Raw genomic sequence first — 12,466 nt, forward strand, 5'->3', positions numbered from 1 at the left:
TGTATTAAAGGAACTCGTCGGCGCCACCAGACAGCATAATCTCACCACTGTCTGCCATCTTCCTCGCAATACCCAATATCTCTTTCTGAGCCGCTTCCACGTCAGAGACTTTCACTGGCGGCATCGCCTCAATATCGTCTCTCATCATATCGGAAGCACGTTTAGACATGTTCTTGAAGATCTTCTCACGTAGACCATCATCAGCACCTTTAAGTGCTTTCTGTAGAATGTCTTGTGGAACATCACGTAGCAGTCGCTGAACACCTTGGTCATCCACTTCAATAAGGTTTTCAAAGACAAACATAAGATCTTGAATCTGAGTTGCCATGTCTTCGTCTTGATCTCGAATTTGATCCATCAAGACACCTTCTACGTTGTTGTCCATGTAGTTCATGATCTCGGCCGCGGCTTTCAGGCCACCAATTTTAGCAGCTTGAGCACCAGCTTGACCCGCAAACTGTTTCTCCATGATCTCGTTCAACTCAGCAAGCGCCGAAGGTTGAACTTCTTCAAGGTTGGCAATACGCATCATCAGATCCAGACGAACACGCTCTGGGAATTGAGACAGAATCTCAGCCGATTGATCAGCATCGAGGTACGACAAAACAATAGTTTGAATTTGAGGGTGCTCATTGATGATGATGCTCGCCACTTGACGAGGGTCCATCCACTTAAGCGAATCCAAACCTTTCGAGCCTGTACCGAGAAGGATTTGGTCAACAAGGTTATTCGCCTTGTCTTCACCCAGAGCAGCCACCAACGCGTTACGCATGAAGTCTTCGCTACCCATACCAATGTTGGTGTACTTCTGAATATCATCTAAAAAAGCACGGTGCACTGCGCCTACTTTCTCTTGAGATAGATCCGTAGCTCGTGCCATCGCACTACCCACACGCTGAACCTGCTTTGGTTCTAGGTGACGAATAATACCAGCAGCGTCTTCTTCATTTAAACTGAGTAACAAGATCGCAGCGCGCTCATCGCCTGAGATAGAGTCGATATCCACGCTAGAGACATCAAGCACTTCACCGCCTTCAGTTTGTTGTGGAACTATTTCGTTAGCCATCTACCATCCAATTCTTAACTACTTGAGCTGCTAGCTCCGGTTCATTCGCTACAAGTGCACGTACTGCTTTCAGCACATCCTCGTCTTTATGAAGGTTTGGCAAGTCAATGCTTGAACCAAATTCAAACAGCTCACCACCTTCAATATCACCACCAATTAAACTGGTTTCGCCGTCGATACCAATTGGCATGCCATCAGGGCCGTACATCTGTTCATCATTGTCAGCTGCTGGGTTAAGCAGTTTCTTCATTGCAGGGCGAACAAGTACCAATACCACCACAATAATAACTAAGGCACTCGCAAACCAACGTACCCAATCATTAAAGTTTGGATGCTCCCAGATAGGCACATCTGCCACAACATCTGTCACTTGTGGGGCGAACTGCATACTTAACACGTTGAGTAAATCACCACGGCTTTCATCAAAACCGACAGTACCAATCAATACCTGACGAATCGCATTGATTTCGCTTGCAGGGATTGGAGTATGAACCACTTCGCCCGTATCTGGGTTTAATGATTGACGGTCTTTGATCGCTACCGATACCGTCTGGCGGTTAACCGTGCCACTCTGTTTACGTTCATGGCTGATGGTTGTATCTAACTCAAAGTTTCGAGTTGCTTCTTTATGAACCGAGCCTTGCCCCGTCATCGAGCCGTCTTTCATCTGAGCAACATCTTGTGGGATTGAGGCATCAGCAGGTGGCTGATTACTCAAAGCACCTGGAATGCCCGCAACAGTATTTCCGTTGTTGTAATCTTCTAAGGTGTATTCACTTCGAGTCGCAGGTGTATTCGGATCAAAACGTTTTCTGGTTTGTTCCACTGCACTAAAGTCGAGCTGAATATCAACCTGAGCGGTATAGTTACCAAACCCAAGAATAGGAATCAGAATAGAGTCAATTTTTTCACGCAACGCTTGTTCTTGGTTGCGCTCTAACTCGTGTTCTTTACGACGCGCTGCAGACATAGGGTCTTGAGAGCCTGAGCTCAACAGTCGACCATGCTGATCAGTCACCGTAATACGTGAGGTTTTCATTCCCGGAACGGCACTAGCGACCATATCCACAACAGAATCGACTTCTTGTTGCTTAAGATTGTTACCTGTTTTAAGGGTTAGGAATACGGAAGCTGAAGCTTCTTGATTGTGACGCACAAACACGCTCTGCTTTGGCAACGCCAGTAAAACCTGAGCTTTACGCACCTGTTTCATCTGTTCAATGGCTTTGGCAAGTTGTCTTTCGCGGCTTAATTTAAGGCGTTCTTGTTCTAAACGTTGTGATACACCAAAGCCCATGTCTTGCATGAGGATGTCATCACCCGCGTTTCGCTCTTGGTTCAAACCAGCTCGAACCATATTGAGCTTCAGAGAATTGTACTCACTAGCCGGTACTGAGATGGTGTTGCCTTCAAGCGTGTACTCGATCTTTTGCAGATCCAAGTAGTCAAGAACGGGAATCAACTCTTCTGTTTCGTAAGCTCCTAGTGGACGCATTTCTGGCTCTTTCACCCAGAAAAACAGCATCACGATCAGCGCTACACAGATAGAGATAGAAAGAACTAAGACGACCTGACGAAGTAAATCGAGATCACCGACAGCCATATCGAACTTCGATGAACTGCGTTCACCTAGATCGGGATTTTGCCCTTCTCCGTCTAGCTCAGAGCCTGCAATAAGTGCGTGGTCATTGCTATCGCTTACGGTTAAATCTGTTGTTTGACTATTATCTGCCACTATTTAACTACCCAACTTATACCGGCATATTCATCAGCTCTTTGTACGATTCGACCAATTTATTTCTAATTTGGATCGTCGCCTCAAAAGCCACACTAGATTTATTACGAGCAATCATCACGTCCGAAAGGGATACGCTTTGGTCGCCGCTATCAAAACGAGCTTGAAGATCACCTGAGGTCTTTTGTAATGAGTTCACATTATTGATGGCATTAGTCAGCATGTTGCCAAAATCTGCACCGACCGCTTGCCCCGTTGCTGCGGGACGCGCGCTGGCAGCTTCAACCATCATTGCCTGCATTTCGCCTTGTAAACCATCTATTCTCATCTACTACCTCAGGAGTCAAAATTATGACCATCTATTTAGCTATATTATTGACAGAGCAATTAGCGTGCCACACATTAAATTGACTAGATATCGTAATACACTAGTCAGAAAGCTGACACTACTAATCTATCCTTAGTTTGGGATATCTATTCCAGCATCACGCATTTTCGCCAACTTGTAACGTAATGTGCGTGGGCTAATACCCAGTTTTTCCGCCATATCTTTACGTCGGCCATTACATGCGATCAGGGTTTCAAGAATGATCGCATACTCTTGATCTCTAAGCTCATTACCAAGCCCTTCGCTGCTAGCAACTATTTTATTAATTGGGTTTGCTTCTGCAACTGGCTTAATTTCTGGTGCCGCAACATCACTGCCTTCAACGATTTGTTGTAGGCTGCTTGCGTCTTGCCAGTCAACACCTTCAAGAAGAATGTGCTCACCAGAGATGTTCTCTTGCTCGCTCAATATTAACGCACGCTGTACCACATTGTCTAATTCGCGAACATTGCCAGGCCACGGATAGTTGACGAGTTTACTGATTGCTTGTGCTGACATCACTGGCACTGGCATACCAAGTTTGGTGCAATGGCGCTCAACTAAGTGCTTGGCTAAAGGCTCAATATCACCTTTACGCTCGCAAAGCGGAGGCCAAGAAATTGGGAATACATTCAGGCGATAGTATAAATCTTCACGAAAGTTCCCTTCAGAAACATACTGTTTTAGATCACGGTTACTGGTCGCTAATACGCGGACGTCTAATTTGATGCTCTTGCGGCTACCTAACCGCTCAACTTCGCGTTCTTGCAATACACGCAGTAGTTTGGCTTGTAGGCTAAGATCCATTTCACTGATCTCATCCAACAAAATAGTGCCGCCCTGCGCTTGCTCGAATTTCCCTGGGCAAGCTTGGATCGCGCCAGTAAATGCGCCTTTATCGTAGCCAAACAGGGTTGCTTCCAACATGTTATCTGGAATAGCGGCACAGTTAATCGCAACAAATGGACCGTCTTTACGGCTCGAAGCATTGTGAATATAGCGAGACATGACCTCTTTACCAGAACCACTTGGGCCTAATACCATGACGTTGGCATCGGTTTTAGCCACCTTATCAGCCAACATCATTAACTTGATGCTTTTCTCATCGGCAACGATAGCGTCGCCATTATCATCCGATTTTACGGGAGCATAACGGCTCACCATATTTAGCAGAACTTCAGGCGCAAATGGCTTTGCCATATAGTCTATGGCGCCCTCTTTCATTGCAGCAACGGCATCTTCGATGTTGGCATAAGCTGTCATCAACAGCACAGGCAAATTTGGCCAATGCTGCTTGATATTTCTCAATAGTGCCAAACCACCCATGCCTGCCATCTGAACATCAGATACGACAATATCAACGGAGTTAGACTTTAATTTGACCAGAGCATCTTCCGCACAATCCGCTTCCAGCCATTCATAGCCAGCAAGCGCGAGCGTGTCGACAAGGGCTTCGCGTAGACCTTCATCATCTTCGACGATTAACACTTTGCTTTGAGCCATAGGATTCTCCAGTGTAAATTCAGTTAAAACTTATTCGTTTTCAGAAGAAGCGCTTCTTTCCAGCGGCAAGCACATGGTAAAGCATGCGCCGTCCCCTTCTTCTGATATCAATTCAAGTCGGCCTTCATGTGCACGACATACCATTTGTACAACCGCTAAGCCTAGACCTGTACCTTGCGAACGAGTGGTAAAGAAGGGTTCCATGATTTTACCTTGAAGCTCTTTCGGTACGCCCGGCCCACTGTCTTGCACTGATATCTTAAGCTCGCCGTTTACGGGTCTAAAAAAAACATCAATCTGCGATTCTTTACCCGCAATTTGAACCGCGTTCAAAACCAAGTTACTTAACGCTGAAGCGATGGCGTTGGCGTTGCCAAACATTTGAGTCTGTTCGCCCTCAACTTCCTGGCAATAATCAATCTGACTGGTTTTCAATGCCGCTTCCACCATAGGGTGAAATTCGGTAATCAATTCAGCCACGGTAAAAGGTTTCACCACCTTATTATCGCCACCTTTGGCAAACAACAACATGTCATTCACTTGCTTCTCTAAGTCATGCAATCTATCCATAAGCTTAGATTGAAAACGCGTTTTTGTTGCCGGCGGCAGATTCGGCGCGGCAAGGTTTGATGCATACAGCATCGCACTAGATAACGGCGTACGGACCTGATGAGCAAGCGAAGCCACCATTCGACCTAACGAAGACAAGCGTTGAAGATCACTCACTCGAGACTGCAATAGACGAGTTTCTGTCAGGTCGGTAATCAAAATCAGCTGACCTGTAGTAGAGGCTGAAATGGCCAAACGTACCTTTCGACCGTTCTTTAATGAGATCTCATGACCATCATCGTCTTTTGGGTCGAAGGCACTTTGAATCACTGAAAACCACTTCTCACCAACCAACTCAACCCCAAGGATACGGTGCGCTTCAGGGTTCGCTTCTCTTACTTCGCCATGAGTATCTAACAAGATAACCCCTGCAGGCATTACATCGAGTACTTGCTTATAGCGTTCAACCTGCTGCTCAACAGAATCTAGGTGTGATTGATTTTCTGGTTCGTTCGATACGTGCATGTCAAAAATTTGCCTCAAATACTAAAACAGCCTGAGACGTATAACACGAGTCAGGCTATTTGCTATATTTATCACATAGTTAAGCAAGCAACAACTCGACTATGGTTTATCTGTTCACTTAGCTAGAATTGCCAAATAGCTAAAAAGTGTGTGCTAGTTTTTCGTTTTCATCTAAAACTGGACACTATCGCTGCAAGTTATATTTACGCATTTTTTCAACCAGAGTGGTTCTGCGCATTCCAAGCATGTCAGCAGCACGGGCAACAATGCCTCCTTGCGCTTCCAAGGCTTGATTGATCATATTCACTTCCATATCCGCGAGTAACTCTTTCAGGTTAACCCCTTCTGGCGGTAACTCTTGAGGTGCATTGGCGTTGTCAGCAAGTTCATCTTGCTGATCAAAGCTGAAATCTTCTGCGAACAAGTCGGAAAGTGCATCACGCTCTTGCTCTTCTTCAGATACAAAGCTATTAAACTCAGGCTGGAACTCAGGAATATCGCTGTATCGATATTTAGTTGGAAGGTGATTCACATCAACCAAGCTGTTTGGATACAGGATAACCATTCGCTCAACCAGGTTCGCTAATTCACGAACGTTACCTGGCCAGTAGTGCTCCATTAGAGAGTTAATCGCACGAGCGGTAAAGCAGATAGGCATGCTGCCTTCCGCTTCCATTCGAGTCATCAACTCTTGAAGCAACAGTGGAATATCTTCTTTACGGTCCTGAAGCGCCGGCATTTCGATTGGGAATACGTTCAAGCGGTAGTAAAGATCTTCACGGAACAAATCATCATCGATCATATCTTCAAGGTTGCGGTGGGTTGCCGCAATCACACGAACATCAGCTTGTATGGTGCTGTTACCACCGACGCGTTCAAAGCATCGCTCTTGCAGTACACGCAACAACTTAACTTGCATCGCCATTGGCATATCGCCAATTTCATCGAGAAACAGTGTGCCACCTTCAGCCAATTCAAAACGGCCTTTACGAGCGGTAATTGCACCAGTAAACGCGCCCTTCTCATGACCAAATAATTCACTTTCGAGCAAATCAGGTGGAATCGCGCCACAGTTCACTGGTACGAAAGGCCCTGAACGACGTTTAGAGTGGTAATGAATGTTACGCGCGACGACTTCTTTCCCTGTGCCTGACTCACCAAGAATCAGCACGTTTGCTTCCGTAGAAGAGACTTGTTCAATTAAATGACGTACTTCTTGAATGCCAGCACTTTGGCCTACTAGGCTGCGAAACAGTGTGTTCTTACGTGCAGAAGACACAACTTGAACACCTTTACGGCCTAAGAAGTCTTTACAGTGTCTTAATGCATCACTTAATTGCGGGTAGTTAAGAGGAAGTTCAAGCTCACCAACATAGTTAGTCAACTCGTCAACCGGGTGATTGTTTTTGCCAATCACCAGTAAAGGGATGTGATTGGCGTGAACAAGCTTCTCATTCAGTAATGCGTTGAAGCCTTTACCTTTAATGGTACCAATAATGCAGCCGGCCCACTGTAGTGACCAGTCAACTTTACGTGCTTGTTCAGAGCTGATTACTTCGCAGCTCTCTCCTACAAACTCTAATATTGTGCTTAAATTGTGACGATCTTGAGCGTTATCGTCGACGACAAGCAGTTTTGCCAAACCTTGCATAAGTAGGAATTATTGCCTTTATTTTGGTGCGATGCGGAAAAACAGTGAGCGACGTAGTCTATAAAACAGTGAAAAGTATCAATGATTATGGTCTACGTGGACAAATTTAGGAAATCAGCAACGAAAAAAGCCATTAGGCTATCTAATGGCTTCTATTTTATTTGATTAAAAAAATAAGGCAACCAACCAATTAAGGGATATGAGATTGGTTAAAACTGCAATTTTTCTTTAAATACCTACGTCAGCGGACGTCAAGTTGTGATATTCGTTCGGAATTTGGTCCCAAGCGCTCTTAATTTCACGGATAATATCGATAACATCATCAATAGGCTGTGGGTCATTTTTGTGATTTGCCGCAGAAATTTGCGTGATCATGAACTCATAAAGTTGATCTAGGTTTTTCGCAATATCGCCACCATCGTCCATAGATAGGCAACTACGTAGGCTAATAATGATATCTAGAGCCTTACCAAGTCGCTCACCTTTCACTGGGATGTTGCCTGCTTGCATTGCCGCTTTGCCTTGAATCAAACGCTCGATAGCACCAGCCATTAGCATTTGTACAATCTTATGCGGTGAGGCAGCCGTTAGCTGACTATCCACTGATACCTTTTTATATGCCTGTAAAGAACCGCGCATAGTAAACCTCTTCTATAAAAACTTTTTGTATTGTTGAACTGATTTAGCGCCGTGACGGTATTTGTGTAAGGTCTTACCTACTCGACTCGTCTCAGACTGCATCAATTCGACTAATTTTCTGGTTCTGGTAATGGCTTCTAACCATTCAGAACTTTGCTTAACGTCGGGATGTGAGTCGATTATTTGAAGCACGTTTTGCAATAACTGTTCTCTGTTATCGACAAGCTGCGTTATTTCTTCAGCATTAATTTCACTAAATTCAAGTTTAGAGATAATTAATTGATCGAGTTCACAAAGCTCTTGTAGCTGACTATTCATCTATTAGCCCAACGCATTCATCAGACTGCCCAGTTGAGATTGCATCTTACTGGTTGCATCTTGCATGGCCGTGAACTTAGAGTGTGTACGGTTCTCAAGGCTATCCATACGGCGATCAAGGGCGCTCTGGTCATCAACCAAACGGTAGTTTTGCTCGACTAAGCTCTTTTCTCGAGTACGAATTGAGCCCGTGATACCTGTGATACCTTGAATCGCATCTTCCACTTTTTTGGCGAAGCCGTTGTTACCGCCAAAGAACTCACCTAACTTATCAAAGTTATTGTTGAGTTGACGGTCAAGCATGTCGTAGTTGATTTCTAGCGAGCCTTGCCTTGTGGTCGTGATACCAAATTCAGTCAAGGACTTGAGGTTGTCTGGCGCACCTTCGATACTTGATGAAAATACCCCTTTCAATCGAGAATCGGCGTTACGAACCGTACTGTCTCCAGAAAGCGGCCCTTTTTGACCGGTCGTTGGATCAACACCGGCCAAGCTCTTAGACACCTGGTAAAACTGATTGTAAGAGTTAACGAAGGCTTCAATATCTTGACGCACACTATTGCGGTCGTACTCCACACCAATTTCTGCCGGTGGCTTATCTTTTGGCGTTTTTCCCTTCACCGTAATATCAATACCTTCAACGGCATCTTCAATCACATTGTTATTACTAGAGAGTTGAGCAACACCATCTAGGACGACCATAGAATCTTGGCCAGCCTGAACTTCAGTCATACCGCTATAGGTATCAAAAGATTGTTGTGCCTGCGCGAGGTCAGCTTGCGCTTTCTCGACCTTTTCTAAAAGCTCTCGCTCTTCAGGTTCTAATTTCGCACGCTCAATCTTTTTGGCTTGTTCAGCGGTCAATTCGCCTTTTTGAACTTTCTCAGCCAGATCGGCTTTTTCTTGTGAGATTTTCTCTTCGATACGCGCTTGCTCAGCCTCAAGCTTCTGTTGGGCTTCTTTAGGTGTCACGTATGAATCAGTCAGAGTACCTGAGGCAGAATTTGACCACCCTGGCACATCGGGTGCCTTCTCTATCGCTTTTTCATCAAGCTCAAGCTCGGGTGTGTAGTAAGAGTCTAAAAGAGTACCTGAGGCTGTTTCTGTCCAACCAGGGATATTGTCTTCAGGCATCACCGACTTTGCCGCCTGAGCTGCGTCTAGGGCAGCTTGGCCGTCGGCTGCGGCTTGCTCACCATAGCTAAGACTTTGAGAGTCTTCGTCAACATCTGAAATAGAATTGGTTTGGGCTTCTGGAATGATATTGCCATCTTCGTCGAATGTTCCACTCACATTTGGGTCATCGTTAGCTATCGCTTCATCGATGAGTTCGACGGCTTTTCCAGCAGGGGTTAGAGCTAAAATATCTTGAGCAGCAACGCGTGCTTTCTCTAACGCTTTAACACGCTCTTCAAGCGTTTTGTATTCGAGTTTTTTTAGGGGATTAGCAGCATCTGACTCAACGTTGATGCTGATCTGCTGATCGGAACCAGACTGGTTCGAAGCAACAATAAGTCTTGGACCTTCGACATCGTTGATAATAGATGCACGAACGCCTGGGTTGCTATCAGCACCGTTTATACTGCGAACAACATCGATAAGTTTCGATCTGTCGCCAACTTGTACATCAAAGCTGTTATCACCAAGCGAAACCTGCAGCTTACCTGGGCCAAATTTCATGTCCTCTGACAATACATCAGAAGCCACTTTATGGCTTTGGGCAAGCTGCAACACATCGATGGCATATTTGCCAGCGATCGCTTCGGTAGTCGCGGTTGCAGAAACAAGACCTTCATCGGTACTTTCGACTGTTCGCACAGCAAAAGCTTTTTCCTGACGAAAGTTTGTCATCAGGTTTTTCATCGAATCAAGGGATTCTCTGAGTCTTCCATAGGCACTAATGCTGGTATCGATTCGCGTTCGTTCATTGTCGATTCGTTGCTGTTTGGGTACACGCTCCGAATCAACAATTTTGCTGACCATGGAATTAATATCCATGCCAGACGAAATCCCCATTGGACCAAAACTCATTAAATCACCTCAATAATACGACTTAAACCTTCACCTCAAATATTCGACTATTCGAGTTTTGGGCTGCTAGGCGTCTTAGAATTTCAAGCATTTCTTCGTCAGGGATCTGGCGAATAATATCACCGGTTGTGGTCTCATAGATGGTCACTACATCCCTCCCCGATTCTTCATCGACCTTAAAAGCCACACCTTTATTGAGAGAAGAGATAAACTCATTTACCTTCTCCACCATTTTGACCCGCTCTTCATCATTTAACTCTTGTCTATGTTGAGCTAATTGAATCGCTGCTTCGGTAGCTTCCTCTTTCGATTTCTCTACCTTGCCATAAGATGTTGCTTCTTTTAGTCGCGAAATACTCGACGCACTACTACCTTCATCGCTTGCAATTTTAATGCCATTAGGTGAGCCATAAGGCTGGATGTTCGATGCGTTGGATGATATTTCCATAACACTCTCCCTCCCTCCTTTATGAGCCAAACAGTAAAACTCTACCCAAAGTAGAGTTTACCGCTACTTACCGAGGTAAGTTTAGCCCAATAAGCTTAGAGCTGCTGATGGTGACTGTTTTGCTTGAGCTAGGATAGAAGTACTCGCCTGTTGTAGGATTTGAGACTTAGTCATAGCCGTTGTTTCTTTCGCGTAATCGGTATCTTTGATACGGCTCTTAGACGCATTAACGTTTTCGTTGATGTTATCTAAGTTGCTGATTGCGTGGTCAAAACGGTTTTGGAAAGCACCAAGAGATGCACGGTTACTATCAACAGATTTTAGTGCGCCATCAATGATAGATACCGCTTCGTTTGCACCAGCAACCGAGGTCACGTCGATGTCGTTAACAGTAACATCTTTGCCTGCACCGATACCAAGTTCACCCGCAAGGCTGCCGCCGAACTCAACATCACCATCAACTTTTTGGCTAGAAGCGAAAAGTTGCAGTTTGCCGCCTTCACCAACAGACGCTTTAACGTCTTGGCTTTGACCGTTGATGTAAGTTGCTAGCTCTTCCATATCGTTGCCTTCTTTCGCAGAAATAGACAACTCTTGTGCTTCGCCAAACTTATCGTTGTATTTGATCGTTAAGTCAGCGCCAGCACCTACGCGCCAAGAAGCATCTTTGCCTTCTTCTACGCCGTAGCTCTTACCACCCATGTCTTGAGTGTCGGTACGCATATTATTCATAGTCAGCATTACTGCTTCACCAGAATCTGCACCGATTTGGAAAGATTGGCTACCGTAAGTACCATTAAGAAGCTTGTTACCACCAAAAGAGGTCGTTTCAGCAATACGGTTAAGTTCTGTGTTTAGAGCAGAGACTTCTTCTTGGATCGCAACACGTTCAGATTTGCTGTTTGAACCATTTGAAGATTGAAGAGAAAGGTCACGCATACGTTGCAGAATGTTGGTTGACTCATTCATCGCACCTTCAGCAGTCTGTGCAATAGAGATACCGTCATTCGCGTTTTTCACAGCCATATCTAGGCCACGGCTTTGCGACGTTAAGCGGTTAGAGATTTGTAGGCCTGCAGCATCATCTTTTGCGCTATTAATTTTATAGCCAGAAGACAAACGCTCCATTGATTTTTGAGTACCTTCAGCCGCGCTATTCAGGTAGCGCTGAGCCGTCATTGCAGACACATTAGTGCTTACATTAATCGCCATAGTTGATCTCCTTTAGGCATTTTTTAATGCACTTATGTGACTCTCACCTCACACAAATACATGTCAATTTGTTTATGTACCAGTGTCTCTCTCACCTTACATTGGTACATATCATTTCTCTCAATCCCTTTAACGACCCCTTAATTAGAAGCTTTAATAAAAAATGCGATTTTTTTCGTATTCTTTTCAACAACAAGGAAAAATGTGATCGGCCTTCAATTAATAGGTCAGCATTCGCTAAAGTTTCGTATCCTCGCTCATTTATAAGTGTCGCCTTGCACATAAAAACCAAAGCAGATCCCTGATATCTAGTTTTTGCTTCTGTTTTCCAACATTGCACTTTTCCAAATACACATTCGCCAAATCGCAGGCAATAAAAAACCCAGCCGAAGCTGGGTCTGTTTAGCGCTCATCTCTCACCA

The 12,466-nt window shown here is 44.8% G+C and carries 11 protein-coding genes; all 11 read right to left on the reverse strand.

The annotated features are described in order from the left end of the window. Nucleotides 1-4: 4 nt before the first annotated feature. The gene (gene fliG, locus ACED45_RS18860; protein WP_060983693.1) at nucleotides 5-1,066 is read right to left on the reverse strand and encodes a flagellar motor switch protein FliG; all 1,062 of its coding nucleotides are present in this window, start codon (nucleotides 1,064-1,066) and stop codon (nucleotides 5-7) included. Further along, nucleotides 1,059-2,801 (reverse strand): flagellar basal-body MS-ring/collar protein FliF, encoded by a 1,743-nt coding sequence (gene fliF, locus ACED45_RS18865; protein ID WP_285953367.1) that lies wholly within the window; start codon nucleotides 2,799-2,801, stop codon nucleotides 1,059-1,061. The genes fliG and fliF overlap by 8 nt, the downstream gene beginning before the upstream one ends. 16 nt (nucleotides 2,802-2,817) lie before the next feature. Beyond that, the gene (gene fliE / locus ACED45_RS18870) at nucleotides 2,818-3,129 is read right to left on the reverse strand and encodes a flagellar hook-basal body complex protein FliE (protein ID WP_017060684.1); all 312 of its coding nucleotides are present in this window, start codon (nucleotides 3,127-3,129) and stop codon (nucleotides 2,818-2,820) included. A gap of 132 nt (nucleotides 3,130-3,261) precedes the next feature. After that, a complete protein-coding gene (locus tag ACED45_RS18875; RefSeq protein ID WP_371714733.1) occupies nucleotides 3,262-4,671 on the reverse strand; it encodes a sigma-54-dependent transcriptional regulator in 1,410 nt (469 codons plus the stop codon). Nucleotides 4,672-4,701: 30 nt separating this feature from the next. Then, entirely contained in the window at nucleotides 4,702-5,745 is a 1,044-nt protein-coding gene (locus tag ACED45_RS18880; RefSeq protein ID WP_048661522.1) for a sensor histidine kinase, read from the reverse strand. A gap of 184 nt (nucleotides 5,746-5,929) precedes the next feature. Beyond that, a complete protein-coding gene (locus ACED45_RS18885; RefSeq protein WP_371714734.1) occupies nucleotides 5,930-7,396 on the reverse strand; it encodes a sigma-54 dependent transcriptional regulator in 1,467 nt (488 codons plus the stop codon). Between the two features lie 228 nt (nucleotides 7,397-7,624). Further along, a complete protein-coding gene (fliS, locus tag ACED45_RS18890; protein ID WP_004736194.1) occupies nucleotides 7,625-8,035 on the reverse strand; it encodes a flagellar export chaperone FliS in 411 nt (136 codons plus the stop codon). A gap of 12 nt (nucleotides 8,036-8,047) precedes the next feature. Further along, entirely contained in the window at nucleotides 8,048-8,353 is a 306-nt protein-coding gene (locus tag ACED45_RS18895) for a flagellar protein FliT (RefSeq protein WP_146492308.1), read from the reverse strand. 3 nt (nucleotides 8,354-8,356) lie between these two features. Continuing rightward, nucleotides 8,357-10,384 carry a flagellar filament capping protein FliD gene (fliD, locus tag ACED45_RS18900; protein WP_371714735.1) on the reverse strand — a complete coding sequence of 676 codons (2,028 nt, stop codon included), beginning with the start codon at nucleotides 10,382-10,384 and terminating at the stop codon, nucleotides 8,357-8,359. A gap of 22 nt (nucleotides 10,385-10,406) precedes the next feature. Continuing rightward, on the reverse strand, nucleotides 10,407-10,832 hold the full coding sequence (gene flaG, locus ACED45_RS18905) for a flagellar protein FlaG (RefSeq protein WP_048661526.1): 426 nt from the start codon (nucleotides 10,830-10,832) through the stop codon (nucleotides 10,407-10,409). 81 nt (nucleotides 10,833-10,913) lie between these two features. After that, nucleotides 10,914-12,044 carry a flagellin gene (locus ACED45_RS18910; protein ID WP_019820748.1) on the reverse strand — a complete coding sequence of 377 codons (1,131 nt, stop codon included), beginning with the start codon at nucleotides 12,042-12,044 and terminating at the stop codon, nucleotides 10,914-10,916. Between the last annotated feature and the right edge of the window lie 422 nt (nucleotides 12,045-12,466).

The organism is Vibrio crassostreae (assembly GCF_041439375.1).
Classification (GTDB): domain Bacteria; phylum Pseudomonadota; class Gammaproteobacteria; order Enterobacterales; family Vibrionaceae; genus Vibrio; species Vibrio crassostreae_D.

Bases quoted from the DNA above. Each gene is read 5' to 3' on its own strand.
- ACED45_RS18895 (WP_146492308.1), bottom strand. From the start codon at position 8,353: ATGAATAGTCAGCTACAAGAGCTTTGTGAACTCGATCAATTAATTATC.
- ACED45_RS18875 (WP_371714733.1), bottom strand. From the start codon at position 4,671: ATGGCTCAAAGCAAAGTGTTAATCGTCGAAGATGATGAAGGTCTACGC.
- ACED45_RS18910 (WP_019820748.1), bottom strand. From the start codon at position 12,044: ATGGCGATTAATGTAAGCACTAATGTGTCTGCAATGACGGCTCAGCGC.
- fliE (WP_017060684.1), bottom strand. From the start codon at position 3,129: ATGAGAATAGATGGTTTACAAGGCGAAATGCAGGCAATGATGGTTGAA.
- flaG (WP_048661526.1), bottom strand. From the start codon at position 10,832: ATGGAAATATCATCCAACGCATCGAACATCCAGCCTTATGGCTCACCT.
- fliS (WP_004736194.1), bottom strand. From the start codon at position 8,035: ATGCGCGGTTCTTTACAGGCATATAAAAAGGTATCAGTGGATAGTCAG.
- ACED45_RS18885 (WP_371714734.1), bottom strand. From the start codon at position 7,396: ATGCAAGGTTTGGCAAAACTGCTTGTCGTCGACGATAACGCTCAAGAT.
- fliG (WP_060983693.1), bottom strand. From the start codon at position 1,066: ATGGCTAACGAAATAGTTCCACAACAAACTGAAGGCGGTGAAGTGCTT.
- fliD (WP_371714735.1), bottom strand. From the start codon at position 10,384: ATGAGTTTTGGTCCAATGGGGATTTCGTCTGGCATGGATATTAATTCC.
- ACED45_RS18880 (WP_048661522.1), bottom strand. From the start codon at position 5,745: ATGCACGTATCGAACGAACCAGAAAATCAATCACACCTAGATTCTGTT.